General features: G+C 64.3%; 9 protein-coding genes and 1 pseudogene. 2 read left to right on the top strand and 8 right to left on the bottom strand.

Features of this window, described 5'->3' with window-relative positions; all coding sequences use genetic code 11:
- Window positions 1-191: 191 nt before the first annotated feature.
- Window positions 192-1,056 (top strand): annotated as a pseudogene (locus K9D25_RS22205) (IS110 family transposase); the annotation flags it as partial.
- A 261-nt stretch (window positions 1,057-1,317) separates the two neighbouring features.
- Here the strand turns inward: K9D25_RS22205 and K9D25_RS25120 are convergent.
- The 6 genes from K9D25_RS25120 to K9D25_RS22175 all read right to left on the bottom strand — a co-directional run bounded on the left by K9D25_RS25120 (window position 1,318) and on the right by K9D25_RS22175 (window position 8,511).
- Entirely contained in the window at window positions 1,318-1,497 is a 180-nt protein-coding gene (locus tag K9D25_RS25120) for a helix-turn-helix domain-containing protein (RefSeq protein WP_432207964.1), read from the bottom strand.
- Window positions 1,498-1,728: 231 nt separating this feature from the next.
- Window positions 1,729-5,196 (bottom strand): pyruvate carboxylase, encoded by a 3,468-nt coding sequence (gene pyc / locus K9D25_RS22195; RefSeq protein ID WP_244451033.1) that lies wholly within the window; start codon window positions 5,194-5,196, stop codon window positions 1,729-1,731.
- Between the two features lie 564 nt (window positions 5,197-5,760).
- Window positions 5,761-6,297, bottom strand: a complete 537-nt coding sequence (locus tag K9D25_RS22190) for a gamma carbonic anhydrase family protein (protein ID WP_244451032.1) — start codon at window positions 6,295-6,297, stop codon at window positions 5,761-5,763.
- A 375-nt stretch (window positions 6,298-6,672) separates the two neighbouring features.
- Window positions 6,673-7,026: a cyclophilin-like fold protein gene (locus tag K9D25_RS22185; protein WP_244451031.1), complete on the bottom strand. Its 354-nt coding sequence runs from the start codon at window positions 7,024-7,026 to the stop codon at window positions 6,673-6,675.
- A gap of 423 nt (window positions 7,027-7,449) precedes the next feature.
- Entirely contained in the window at window positions 7,450-7,785 is a 336-nt protein-coding gene (gene fdxA / locus K9D25_RS22180; RefSeq protein WP_244451030.1) for a ferredoxin FdxA, read from the bottom strand.
- A 123-nt stretch (window positions 7,786-7,908) separates the two neighbouring features.
- Window positions 7,909-8,511, bottom strand: coding sequence for a superoxide dismutase (locus tag K9D25_RS22175; RefSeq protein ID WP_244451029.1), 603 nt, complete (start codon window positions 8,509-8,511; stop codon window positions 7,909-7,911).
- A 107-nt stretch (window positions 8,512-8,618) separates the two neighbouring features.
- Between K9D25_RS22175 and soxR the strand changes: the two genes are divergently transcribed.
- A complete protein-coding gene (soxR, locus tag K9D25_RS22170; RefSeq protein WP_244451028.1) occupies window positions 8,619-9,104 on the top strand; it encodes a redox-sensitive transcriptional activator SoxR in 486 nt (161 codons plus the stop codon).
- Here soxR and K9D25_RS22165 read toward each other — a convergent pair.
- On the bottom strand, window positions 9,101-12,232 hold the full coding sequence (locus K9D25_RS22165; protein ID WP_244451027.1) for an efflux RND transporter permease subunit: 3,132 nt from the start codon (window positions 12,230-12,232) through the stop codon (window positions 9,101-9,103). The genes soxR and K9D25_RS22165 overlap by 4 nt on opposite strands.
- Before the next feature lie 9 nt (window positions 12,233-12,241).
- Window positions 12,242-13,438 carry an efflux RND transporter periplasmic adaptor subunit gene (locus K9D25_RS22160; RefSeq protein WP_244451026.1) on the bottom strand — a complete coding sequence of 399 codons (1,197 nt, stop codon included), beginning with the start codon at window positions 13,436-13,438 and terminating at the stop codon, window positions 12,242-12,244.
- Window positions 13,439-13,896: the final 458 nt, after the last annotated feature.

Raw genomic sequence — 13,896 nt, 5'->3', positions numbered from 1 at the left:
GCTGTCTGACTTTGCCAATGTGGTATTGCCAGATTGTTATTGAGACCCATTCTGATCATCGGGCAGACGGCACGGAGACCTTCATGCTTCACGGCGGACAGCCGCTCGCCCGTGTTGGATGGCCGTGATCACCGATCACGCGCTGCGCCGTCGCAAACCGTGCTGCAGGCGAGCTCAGTAATGGGCTGGCCTGCGTCGGGCTGGAGGCGTGTTCGCTGACCGCCTGGCTTCACGACGGGCTGCGCGCGGCCGGCTTGCCGGCGATCTTCGTCGAGACGCGCCAGGCCAACGCGGCGATGAAGACGATGCCGAACAAGACCGATCGCAACGACGCCCCGAGCCCTGGCGTAGATCTTGCGCACCGGGTGGTACCGCCAGGTCCACGTCAAGAACCAGCAGTGCCGGCTGTGGTGCGCGCTGCTGGTGGCGCGCCTCACGATCCTGAACGAGATGCGATCGATCGAGAACGTGGTGCGGGCACTGCTGCGGGAGGCCGGCCTCAAACTCGGCACGCCGAGCCGCGCGGCCTTTGCCGGACGCGTACGCGCCCTCGCCGGTGACGATACCCTGGCGATGGAACTCGTCGAGCCGCTGCTGCGGAATACTCGCCACCATGCTGGAACAGTTCGCGCGCCTGACCAGGCAGGTCCTCGAGCTGGTTCGGAAGGAAAGCGTCTGCCGGCAGTTGATGAGCGTGCCGAGTGTCAGCCCCATCACCGGGCTGGCCTTCCGGGCGACGATCGATCGGACGGAGCGGTTCCGACGCTCGCGCGACGTCGGGGCGCATCTCGGCCTGACGCCGGCGCGCTACCAATCGGTGAGACCGATATCCAGGGCAAGATCAGCCGATGTGGTGACGAACTCACCCGTACCACCCTCTATGAGGCGGCCACACCCTTGCTCGTGTGCAGCCGGAAGTGGTCGAGCCTCAAGGCCTGGGGGCTGGCCATCGCCAAGCGCCGTGGCATGGCGCGAGCGCGAGTCGCGGTCGCCCGTAAACTCGCCGTCATCCTGCATCGCGGAGCGAATGGGACGCCGTTCCGCTTTGGCGCACAGGCGGGCCATCTTGGTCGGCGGCGCCGTGTCGTCGATGAAGATCAGCCGCTCGGGATCGAAGTCGAGTTGACCGTCGAACCAGCACGCGGGTGGCGCAGGGCATCCGCATGCTGCTGCTCGCTCGCATGCGCCGTCTTTCTTGCATGTGATGCCGCGCCGGTCGAGGAACAACCCACACCGTCGACGGCCCTACCAGAACGCCATGTTCAACCGCTAATCGGCAGGCGATCTCAACCAGCGTGATGTCAGGTGCCTCGGCGATCAGGCTGAGGATGTAACCTTCATGCGGATTGAGCTTCGAGCGCGACGGCTGGCCCTGCTTGCGTGCCGCTTCCCGCTCTCCCGATAGCGACGGCGCCACGTCCTTGCCGTCGAGATTCCGACCCGGAAGCGCCGAGCCGCCTTCCGGGTCGAAAGTCCTTCCTCCAGCGCCGCAATCACCCGCTTCTGAAGGTCCGAACTCAGGCGTCATTCCCGCCCCCCGCCAAAAAATCAGCAGAAGCAGTGAATCAGACCCACGCCTTCGCCGGAAACCCTTCCGACTCAGCGTTCGGCAAAAATGCTCTAGAAGTCGGGGTTAGTAGCGGGGCGCTACTTGCTGGTTTCCTTGCGCTCAAGGTCTGGGAACAGACATTGCTCCCCTTTGTCATCCGATGGACTGTCGTTGCGTACTCAGTCTTCGAGAATGACCAGGAGATCCTTGGCATCGATCGCACTACCCGGCGACACCAGTATCTCCTGCACGATGCCCGCGCGCGGCGCGTGGATGGCGGTCTCCATCTTCATCGCCTCGATGGTCAGCAGCACGTCCCCCAGCTTGATCTCCTGCCCGCTATGCACGCCGAGCGAGGAGATGGTGCCGGGCATCGGCGCGGCGACGTGGAGGTCGTTGCCCTCCTCCGCCTTGCGCCGGCCGGCGACCTTCGGCACCGCGGCGCGGTCGACCGCCAGCACCATGCGCGGCTGGCCGTTGAGCTCGAAGAAGACCTCGACCAGCCCGTCCTCGCGCGTGTCGCCCAGCGCGGTGAGGCGCACCAGCAGCGTCTTGCCGCGCTCGATCTCGATCGTCGTCTCGTCCCCCGGCTTCATGCCATAGAAGAATACCGGGGTCGGCAGCGCCGAGACCGGGCCGAACTTCGCCACCACCGGCGCGAAGTCGGAAAAAACCTTCGGGTACATGAGGTAGGAGGCGAGCTCCTTGTCGCTCGCCGTGCGGCCGAGGAGCTTAGACACCTCGGCGCGCTCGGCTTCGAGGTCCGCGTCCTCGATCAGCGAACCGTAGCGCACGGTGATCGGCGGCTCGCCCTTCAGCGCCTTCTTCTGCAAGGCCTCCGGCCAACCGCCGAGCGGCTGGCCATATTCGCCATGCAGCATCGCCACCGCCGAGGCCGGGAAGGCGACGTCGCGCTTGGGGTCGAGCACGTCGGCGGCAGACAAGCCCTGGCTCACCATCATCAAAGCGAGGTCGCCCACCACCTTGGAGGAAGGCGTGACCTTGATGATGTCGCCGAAGAGATCGTTGGCGTCGCGATAGGCCTTCGCCACCTCGTGCCAGCGGCTCTCCAGCCCCATGGAGCGGGCCTGCTCCTTCAGGTTGGTGAACTGGCCGCCCGGCATTTCGTGCAGATAGACCTCGGAGGCCGGCCCCTTCAGGTCGCTCTCGAAGGCGGCGTACTGGGCGCGCACGCCTTCCCAATAGAAGCTGATGCGCCGGATCGCCTCCGGGTCGAGCCCGGTGTCACGCTCGGAGCCGCGCAGCGCCTCGACGATGGAGCCGAGGCAGGGCTGCGAGGTCATGCCGCTCATCGCGTCCATGGCGAGGTCGACCGCGTCGACGCCCGCCTCCACCGCCGCCAGCACCGAGGCGCCGGAAACGCCGGAGGTGTCGTGGGTGTGGAAGTGGATCGGCAGCCCGATCTCCTCCTTCAGCGCCTTGAACAGCACCTTGGCGGCGGCGGGCTTGACGAGGCCGCCCATGTCCTTGAGACCGAGCACATGGATGCCGGTCTTCTCCAGCTCCTTGGCCATGGAGACGTAGTATTTCAGATCGTATTTCGAGCGGTCCGGGTCGAGCAGGTCGCCGGCATAGCAGATGGCGCCCTCGACCAGCTTGCCGGTGGTCAGCGCCTCGTCGATCGAGACGCGCATGTTCTCGATCCAGTTGAGGCAGTCGAAGACGCGGAAGATGTCCATGCCGGCATCCGCCGCCTGGCGGATGAAGAAGCGCACGACATTGTCGGGATAGTTGGCATAGCCGACGCCGTTGGCGCCGCGCACCAGCGTCTGGGTCAGGATGTTCGGCACGCTCTCGCGGATCTTCGCCAGCACCTCCCACGGGTCCTCGGAGAGGAAGCGCATGGAGACGTCGAAGGCGGCGCCGCCCCAGCATTCGAGCGACAGCAGGCCCGGCAGGCCGCGGGCATAGGAGTCCGCCACCTTGGCGATGTCGTAGCCGCGCATGCGGGTGGCGAGCAGCGACTGGTGGGCGTCGCGCATGGTGGTGTCGGTCACCAGCACGCGCTTCTGCGCCAGCATCCAGTCGGCGAAGTCCTTGGGGCCGAGCTGGTCGAGAAGCTGGCGGGTGCCCGGCGCCGGCTCCTGCAGGAAGGCGGGCGGCTCGGGCACGCGGGCGGTGGCGGAAGGTTTGGCGCGGCCCTTAACCTCCGGATGGCCGTTCACCGTCACATCGGCGATCCAGGCGAGCAGCTTGGTGGCGCGGTCGCGCCGCCCGCCGAAGTCGAACAGCTCGGGCGTGGTGTCGATGAAGCGCGTGGTGTAGCGGCAGGCGGTGAAGTCGGGATGGGTCAGCACGTTCTCGAGGAACGGCAGGTTCGTCGCCACGCCGCGGATGCGGTATTCGCGCAGCGCCCGGTACATGCGGGCGATGACTTCCTCGGAGGACGGCGCCCACGCCGTCACCTTCTCCAGCATCGGGTCGTAGAAGCGGGTGACCACGGCGCCGGAATAGGCGGTGCCGCCATCGACGCGGATGCCGAAGCCCATGGCACCGCGATAGGCGGTGATGCGGCCATAATCCGGGATGAAATTGTTCTCCGGATCCTCGGTGGTGATCCGGCACTGCATGGCGTGGCCGTTGAGGCGGATGTCGTCCTGGGGAGGGATGCCGGTCTCGGCGACATCGCCGATATGGCCGCCTTCCAGGATCTTGATCTGCGCCTTGATCAGGTCGAGGCCGGTGACGACCTCGGTCACCGTGTGCTCGACCTGGATGCGCGGATTGACCTCGATGAAATAGTAGGCGCCGGTGTCGGCATCCATCAGGAACTCGACCGTGCCGGCGCCGATATAGTCGGTGGCCCGGCCGATGGCGAGCGCGGCGTCGGTCAGGCCCTTGCGGGTCGCTTCGTCGACATAGGGCGCTGGCGCGCGCTCGATGACCTTCTGGTTGCGGCGCTGGATCGAGCAGTCGCGCTCGAAGACATGGACGAGGTTGCCATGGGTGTCGCCGAGGATCTGCACCTCGACATGGCGGGCATGGCGGACGAGCTTTTCGAGATAGACCTCGTCCTTGCCGAAGGCGGCCTTGGCCTCGCGCTTCGCCGTCATGACGGCGTCCAGCAGCTTGTCCTCGCTCTCGATCGGGCGCATGCCGCGCCCGCCGCCGCCCCAGCTCGCCTTCAGCATCACCGGGTAGCCGACCTTGCGGGCGGCTTCGAGGATCAGGGCGGGGTCATCGGGCAGCGGGTCGGTGGCCGGCATCACCGGCACGCCGACCGAGATGGCGAGGTTCCGCGCCGCGACCTTGTTGCCGAGCGTGCGCATGGTCTGCGGCTTCGGGCCGATGAAGATGATGCCGGCCGCTTCGCACGCCTCGGCGAATTCCGGGCTCTCCGACAGGAAGCCGTAGCCGGGATGGATAGCGTCGACCTTCGCCTCCCTGGCGACGCGGATCACCTCGTCGATGGAGAGATACGCGTCGATCGGGCCGAGCGGCTTTTGCAACCAAGGGCCGCGGCCGACAAGATAGGCCTCGTCCGCCTTGAAGCGGTGGAGCGAGAGCTTGTCCTCCTCCGCATGGATGGCGACGGTGGAGATGCCGAGCTCGGTCGCGGCGCGGAAGACGCGGATCGCGATCTCGGATCGGTTGGCGACGAGGAGCTTCCTGATCGTGCGGGTCATGAGCGTGCCAGGCCTTGCATGGAGGTCATGGGACGCTGAAATCGGGGGCAAGGCTGAAGCCACGCAACATTCGCACCCGGCACAACCTGGCGTGATCCGCATGTATGATGCTCCAGCCGGTGCGCGAGCCATACCGCAGATACCGTCGCCCTGTCCGCGGGAAGGAGCAGGTCGTCATACGCGAAATGCACAACGGACATCTGTCGACGTACTTTACAACGTCTGGCCCGCTGGATTGCGTGCGGTCCGGTTGATATAGTCGACGGACAAGACAGCGCTCAACCGCGAGACGCCAATGGCGACGGAATCTTCCAGCGAGGTCGCCTCGCCGACGACCTCGACACCATTTTCGGTGCATAAGCCGAGAGCAAGAAATTTCTTTTATGCGTGCGGGAAGGACGACAACCAGAGGCGTCGGGCGACAGGCCGTCAACCCGTCGGTCTCGAACGCACGTCGTTTCTCTTCACTGCTGACAAGCGCTTCGGGCTCCGCGAGGGCTGGAAGTCCAGGTAGGATTTCCGATTGGCAGGAAAGTATCTGCGGATTTGGCGACGGAATTTCGATCATGCGTCTTCAACCATCTCGGTAACCCGTAGCCCGCGCCGGAATCGCGCTGCGTTGGAAACGTAAGTCGCAGCCGCCGCGTCGAGATTGATGTCGTCCGCCGGTGCCAGCGTCCGGATCGCCTTGGCCGGCGCGCCGACGATCAACGAGCGTTCTGGATAGATCCTGCCTTCGAGAACGATGGCGCCGGCGCCAACGACGCTGTGGGCACCGATCACGGCACCGTTCAACAGGATGGCGCCCATTCCGATCAGGCAACCTTCGCCGATCGTGCAGCCGTGTACGATAGCCCGATGACCGATCGTGCAGCCTTCGCCAATATCGACCGGAAAACCAGGATCTGCGTGCACGATTGCGCCGTCCTGAATATTAGTGCGCGACCCGATCCGGATATCGTCATTGTCGCCGCGCAGAACCGCGCCAAACCATATACTGACGTCGCTTCCCATCGTGACGCGTCCAATGACCGCCGCGTCCGGGGCAAGCCAGGGAGAATGGCCTGTTGGCACCTGATCATCGAGCGAATAAACGTGCATTTAACATCCTCGGAGCCTAGCGGAGAAGAGCATACCAATGTGGTATTGCCAATTGGCGAGCCGCGCAAGGGAGTCATTGTGCCGCTGCAGCATGCGGGGCGACGGAGCGGGTGTGCGCCGCCGGTGTTGATCTCCGTTTAAAATGGGCCTGCCAAGAGCGGTTTTCTCCATTGAGAAGTGATGGAATAGATGCCCCCTCCCGACGGCATCGAGTGTGCCAGAGTGATGTTTGCAACAACGTCACAATGAGGAGGCATCGATGAACGAGCTGAGCATTATCGGTCTGGACCTCACAAAACGGGTCTTTCAGCTTCACGGTGCACGTGCCGACGGGAGCGTGGCCCTGTCCCTTGTCCATGGCATGGGCGATCCTCCTTACGGTTCGATGCGTTCGATCGTGGTGGCCAGCGGGCCGGACTGGGTGAGGGCGTCGAGGCCGAACTCGATCGTGCCGAGCCTGACGAGGCCGCGCGCATATCTAAAGTCCCGATAGAAGATCGCGAGATTTCCCCAGGGCGCGTAGTAGGCGACGTCGCCGACCTCCGGGTCGTAACCCGACGGTGCGCCGTCATGCGACAGACGCCTGGGAAGGTCGCTGATCTTCTCGATCGAATGGTAGTCGCTCAGCGTCACGGTCAGTAGCAGCAGCGACGCAAAGTCGGGGGCTGCCGGTGTGTCGTCAAGCCTAACGACGCTGATCTTCCCGTTGATCGTCATGCGGATCTTCATCGTCGGCGTCCGTTCATCCCTCGCCTGAGCCACAATGGTCACGGCCGAGCTCTGATCGCGTCCACATTCGCTGATCGAGGCACGCAATATAGCGTTGTGGCTCACGAGGGATGAGGTGGGAGAATTCGCATAGAGCCATGAGCTCTGTTCATGAATTGGCGCAGGCGCGCCCCGCGCGGTTCGCCGTTTACGCGGCTCGCGTTAGCGCTTCAGGGAAGCAGACGGCAGAGCAAGGGCAAAAAACCGGCGACCAAGGGATCTCGCTGCGGCCCGATCCGGCTCACGTTGTGCGCTTCTCCGCGGAAATCAACGCCCGGTTGCTGCACCGATCGCGAATGTCTCGTTGAGGTGGATGATTCCAACTGCCTAATCGTCAAAGAGTTGGCAGGGAACTGCTGGAAAGCCTCGATCCTCTAATTGACCCTAGGATCCCTGTCCGGCCTTCTCGGACAGCAGCGTCATTTTCCGCGGAGCGCCGTTCCGTGCATCTGCCCCCTCTAGCGGCGGCCGCTTCTCACGCACATTCGGCCATAGTTTCGCATAGCGACGGTTCAGATCGAGCCAGGTCTCGGCCCCAGGCTGGCTGTCCGGCACGATGGCCGCCGCGGGGCATTCCGGTTCGCACACGCCGCAGTCGATGCACTCATAGGGATCGATGACGAGCATGTTCTCGCCCTCATAGAAGCACTCGACCGGACAGACCTCGACGCAGTCCATATATTTGCAGGCGATGCAGTTTTCCGTGACGACATAGGGCATCACATAGGCTCCGCGAGAGACGTGCAGTCGGGCGTTGCCGCCCGACTGCACTGCGCCGGTCGCTCCCACCACGGGGGGCGGAGGGGCGGAAGGAACCGGCGACCTGAAAAGGACCAGCGGGGATCAAAGCCGCGCGGCAACGGTCTCCCAGTCGACGAGACGGTCGAGGAAATTCTCCAGATAGGCCGGGCGCTGGTTGCGATAGTCGATGTAGTAGCTGTGCTCCCAGACGTCGCAGCCGAGCAGGGTCTGTTGACCGAAGCACAATGGATTGACGCCGTTGCCGGTCTTCACGATCTCCAATCGACCACTCTTCTGGTCTTTCACCAGCCACACCCAACCCGATCCGAACTGGGCGACGCCATTGGCGACGAATTGCTGCCGGAACGCATCGAACGATCCAAATGAATCGGTGAGTGCTCGCTCCAGCTCGCCCGGTAGCTTGCTCTCTCCGGGACCGATGAGCTGCCAGAACAGCGTGTGGTTCCAGTGCTGCGATGCGTTGTTGAAGATGGCGGACTGCGCGACTGCGTCCTTCTCGTAGGAGCTTGTCACGATCTCCTCGAGATTGAGGTCGTCCCATCCCGTTCCTGCGATCGCCTTGTTGAGATTATCGACATAGGTCCGATGATGCCGGTCATGGTGGATCTTCACTGTTTCTTCCGACATTCCGAGCGGCGCGAGAGCGTCATAGGCGTAGGGCAAATCAGCAAGGCGAAAAGCCATGAAAGCGGTCCTTGTCATCTCTTCGGCGGGGACGCCAGCGCGCCTTGTAGCGGCGGGATGATCGGTTTATAAAACCTCAACCATAGTTAAGATCAAGGGGGTATCTCATGGCATCGCCGATGCGGCTGGAGAACGAGCTTTCGGTCGGAGAGTTCGCGCATCGGGCAGGCGTTCCCGTCTCGACGCTGCACTTCTACGAAGCCAAGGGCCTGATCAGCCCGCGTCGCACCCAGGGGAACCAGAGGCGCTATCCGAGGAGCCTGCTTCGGCGCGTCGCCGTCATCCGGATCGCGCAACGAGCCGGCATTTCACTCGCCGAGATACGGAAGGCGCTGAGCGCACTTCCCGCCGAGGGAACCCCGAACGCAGCCGACTGGAAACGGCTCTCGACGGATTGGAAGGAGAGCCTGGACCGCCGCATCACCGCGCTCACCCAACTGCGGGACGAGATGGCAGGGTGCATTGGCTGTGGCTGCTTGTCCCTCAAGGAATGTCCGCTGCGCAATCCAAGGGACGAATTGGGAAGAACCGCGGCGGGCGCGGTTCTTCTTCAGGGTGGGAGCGACGTCGTCTCCGAAGACGTGGATGCCTAGACCGGGAGAGACGCACCGTCCGCCGCTTCGGTGCTGCGCCTGCGCCGGAACAGCTTCATCACGACCACGAAGAAGGTCGGGACAAGCAGGACCGCGAGCACTGTCGCAGACACCATCCCGCCCAACACTCCCGTGCCGATCGCCCGCTGGCTGGCGGAGCTGGCGCCGGTGGCGAAGGCCAACGGGACCACGCCGAGGATGAAGGCGAAGGACGTCATCAGGATCGGCCGGAAGCGCAGTTTGGCGGCCTCAACCGTTGCTTCCAGCAGCGGACGTCCCTCCGCCCTGAGCTCGCGGGCAAATTCGATGATGAGGATCGCGTTCTTGGCCGACAGGCCGATGATGGTGATGAGACCCACGGTAAAGTAGATGTCGTTGGGGAGCCCCCGCAGCATCACGGCGAGGACGGCCCCTATCGCGCCGAGCGGCACCACCAGCATGACGGCGATCGGAATCGACCAGCTCTCATAGAGCGCCGCCAGGCTGAGGAAGACGAAGACCAGCGACAGACCGAGAAGGAAGGGTGCGGCATTGCCGGAGGCCTTCTCCTGGTAGGACTGTCCCGTCCATTCGAAGCCGAAGCCTGGCGGCAGCTCGCCCGCCAGGCGCTCCATCTCGGCCATCGCCTGGCCGCTGGTATGACCGGGTGCGGCACTGCCGCTGATCTTCACCGCCTGAAGGCCGTTATAGCCGACCACCTGGGTCGGTCCTTGCGCCCACCGCGCGGTGGTGAATGCCGACAGAGGTACCATCTCGCCATTGCCGTTGCGGACATTGAGCTCCATCAGGCTCGCGACATCCATGCGCTCGGGCGCCTCGGCCTGCACGATCACGCGCTGCATGCGTCCGGCGTTAGGGAAGTCGGCGACATAGGACGAGCCGAGCGAGGTCGACAGCACAGTGTTGATCTCGTCGAAGGTCACGCCATAGGCGTTGGCCTTGCGCCGGTCGATGTCGAGCATGACCTGCGGAGCCGGCGGGAGCCCTTCGATATAGGGATATTGCAGGATGGGGCTCTGATAGGCCTTGCCGAGCAGAGTGTTCGCGGCTTCGATGAGAGCGGCATTGCCGAGATTGGCGCGGTCCTGCAGGCGGAAGCTGAAGCCGCTGACATTGCCGAGGGCCGCGATGGGCGGCGGCGTCAGGGTGAACACCGAGGCTTCCGGAAGGCCGGCAAGCGCGCCAAGGGCCGAGCCCACGATCGCATCGGAGGAGTCGGCCGGCCCGCGCTCCGACCAGTCCTTGTAGGTGGCGAAGGAAATGCCGGCGTTCTGGCCATAGCCGTTAAAGCCGTAACCGAGGATCGACACGATCTTGTCGACACCCGGACGGTTGAGAAAGAAATTGTCGACCTTTGCCAGGACCTCGGCTGTCCGCTCGGCAGTCGCGCCGGCCGGCAACTGCGTGGTCGCGATGCCGTAGCCCTGGTCTTCCAGCGGCAGAAAGCCGGTCGGCAGCCGGGCATAGGCATAGGCGAGCATCCCGACCAGCGCGAGATAGACCGCCATCATCCGAAAATTCCGCTTCACCGCGCCGCCGACAATCCAGCCATAGCCACCCGTCGTCCGGCCGATCAGCCGGTCGAAGCCGCGGAAGAACCAGTTCTTGTGGTGCGCATGCCCGGCCGGGATCGGCTTCAGGATGGTCGCGCACAAGGCCGGCGTCAGGGTGAGCGCCATCAGCGCCGAGAACACCATCGACATCACGATGGTCAGCGAGAATTGCCGGTAAATGATGCCGATCGCACCGGGAAAGAAGGCCATGGGCACGAAGACGGCGATCAGCACGACGGTGATGCCGATGACAGCGCCAGTGATCTGCTTCATGGCCTTGATGGTGGCCTGCTTCGGCGGCAGGCCCTCCTGCGCCATGATGCGCTCGACATTCTCCACCACCACGATGGCGTCGTCGACGAGAATGCCGATGGCGAGCACCATGGCGAACATGGTCAGCACGTTGATGGAGAAACCGAAGATCAGCAGCGCCGCGCAGGTGCCGAGCAGCGCGATCGGCACGACCAGCGTCGGGATCAGCGTGTAGCGCAGGTTCTGCAGGAACAGGAACATGATGGCGAAGACGAGCACCACGGCCTCGGCCAGCGTGTGGATGACCTTCTCGATCGAGATCGAGACGAATGGGGTGGTGTCGTAGGGAATCTCGAAGCTGATACCCGGCGGGAAATTCGTCGCGAGTTCCGCCATCCGTGCCTTTACGGCGTCGGCCGTCACCAGTGCATTGCCGGTGGCATTCAGCTGAATGCCGATGTTCGCCGCCGGCCGGCCATTGATGCTCGAGGACATGGCGTAGCTCTGGCCGCCGAACTCGACCTTGGCGACATCGCCCAGCCGGACCACAGACCCGTCGGGATTGGCGCGCAGGACGATCTCGACGAACTCCTCGACCGAGGACAATTGCCCGGTCGCCGAGACGGTGGCGGTTATTTCCTGGCCCGACACTGTGGGCTGGGCGCCGATACTGCCTGAGGAGACCTGCGCGTTCTGGGCCACGATCGCGTTAGTGACGTCCCGCGCCGTCAGATTCAGGCCGACGAGCTTCTTGGTGTCGATCCAGATACGCATGGCGCGTTCGGTCGCGAAGAGCTGCGCCCGGCCGACGCCGGGAAGGCGACGCAGCTCGTCGATGACGTTACGCGTCGCAAATTCCCCGAGATCGACGGCGTTCAGCTTGCCGTCGGTCGAGATCAGGCCGACGAATAGCAGGAAGGCACTGCTGGTTTCCTCGACCCGGATGCCCTGCTGGCGGACCGAGGGGGGCAGGCGGGCCTCGACGCGGCTGATCCGGTTCTGGACGTCGACGGTGGCCGTCTGCGGATCGGTGCCGGCCTCGAAGGTGACGTTGATGGTGACGTTGCCCAGCGCGTCGCTCACGGAATCGAAATAGAGAAGGTCCGTCGCCCCGTTCATCTCCAGCTCGATCAGCTTGGTGACGCTGTCATAGAGGTTCTGCGGCGAGGCGCCGGGATAGCTGGTGGTGATCGCGATCGTCGTCGGCGCGACGTTGGGATATTGCGAGATCGGCAGGAAGGGCAGGGAGATGATGCCTCCCAGGGCCACGGCGAGGGCAATGACCCAGGCGAAGACCGGACGCTCGATGAAATATTGGGGCATGACGCGTCCTCAGATCTTGCCGGTCTGTTCGCAAACATCGTCGCAGCCACCGTCGAGGCTGGTCTGCCGGCCATCGCCATTGGCGGCGGACTCCACCGTCACCGGACTGCCGGGAACGAGCTTCTCCGCACCGTCGACGATGATCTGGTCGCCGGGCTTCAGCCCCTCACGCACCATCCAGCGATTGGCGACCGCACGGGCGGTGACGATCGGCTGCACGGTGGCAAGGCCGTCCTTCACGGTCACGATCCGCGCCTGGCCCAGGGTGTCCCACAGCACGGCGCGCTGCGGCACGAGCAGAGCCTGCCGGGCCACCCCCTGCCGCATCCGGACGCGGACATAGGTGCCGGGAAGCAGCTGGTTCTCGGGATTGGGAAACTCGGCGCGCAGCGAGACCTGCCCCGTACCCTCGTCCACCACCGCGGAGGAGAACAGCAGGCGGCCGCGTTGACCGTAGACCGTTCCGTCATTGCCGATCAGCTCTACGGCGGTGTCTGGAGCCGGGCGCTCCAGGAGACCTGCCCCGCTCTCGTGCTGGAGCGCGGAAATCTCTGCGAGTGGTGCGGTAAAGTCGACATAGACCGAGCTGAGGTCGCGGATGGTGGCCATAGGCGTTCCATCCTCCTGGCGCATCAGCGCGCCCTCGGTGACCAGCGCGGGCCCGATGCGTCCGTCGATGGGTGAGCGGACGGAGGCATAGCCGAGCTCGAGTTCGGCAGTTTGCAGATTGGCCATCGCCACCGCGACTTCGGCTTCCGCCTGTTTGCGGCCCGCGTCGGCGGCATCAAACTGCGCTTTGCTCGCCGCGCTGGTCTGCAGCAGCCGTTCCACACGTTCGGATTGCTGAGAAGCCAGCACGAGCGCGGCTTGCGCACGGGCAAGCTGTGCTTTCGCGCTGGCGACCTCGGCCTGAAACCTCGCCGGATCGATTTCGAACAGGACGTCTCCCTTACGGACGTCGGTACCTTCCGCGAATTTCCGTTCGAGAACGATCCCGGATACTCGCGCGCGCACTTCGGCGAGGCGGATCGGCAGCAACCGGCCCGGATAGTCGCGCGAGAGCGGCACGTCCTCGGGCTGGGCGATGAGCGTCTTGACGAGGGGAGGGGGCGGCGTGGCCTGCGTTTGTCCCTGCGGCGCGTCGCAGGCGGTGAGCATCAGGGCGATCGCGGGAAGCACGATCAAGCTCGAAAGGGAGGGGGTCATTTTTCTTCCGATATGTGCACAGGCCTTGCCGCTCCGCCGCCGGTTGGACGATGCGCAATCCATTGACAGGTGTGTTCCGAAAAGCTCGTACAACCTCAACCAAAGTTGAGGTCAAGCGATCGATCGTGTAATTTGCTTGCTCGTGAAGCGCACGCGGTCTTCTGCGAGGCGACGCGATGCGTTCGCTTTCGGACTTGGCCGGATGCAGAAGGATCCCGCGCGAGCCGATCCAGATGGTCAGATATTTTTGCTGAGAGGCAGGCGCTTCGACGTCGGGGCCGCACGCCCGCATCGCGCTGGCGCGCCCAGAACGGCACCAATCGCTCTATCGCCTCTGCCTGTGGACTGTTCGTCGACGGGGGCGGGCCGCATAGGTGGTAACGGACGCGCGCTTGCGTCCGAACTTTGTTCCGAGTCCCGATCCGCCTCCGAACGGCACTTCATCAGCGAGACTTCGG

Source organism: Ancylobacter polymorphus (assembly GCF_022836935.1).
GTDB lineage: Bacteria > Pseudomonadota > Alphaproteobacteria > Rhizobiales > Xanthobacteraceae > Ancylobacter > Ancylobacter polymorphus_A.
This window is presented reverse-complemented; position numbering and strand designations above follow the sequence as displayed.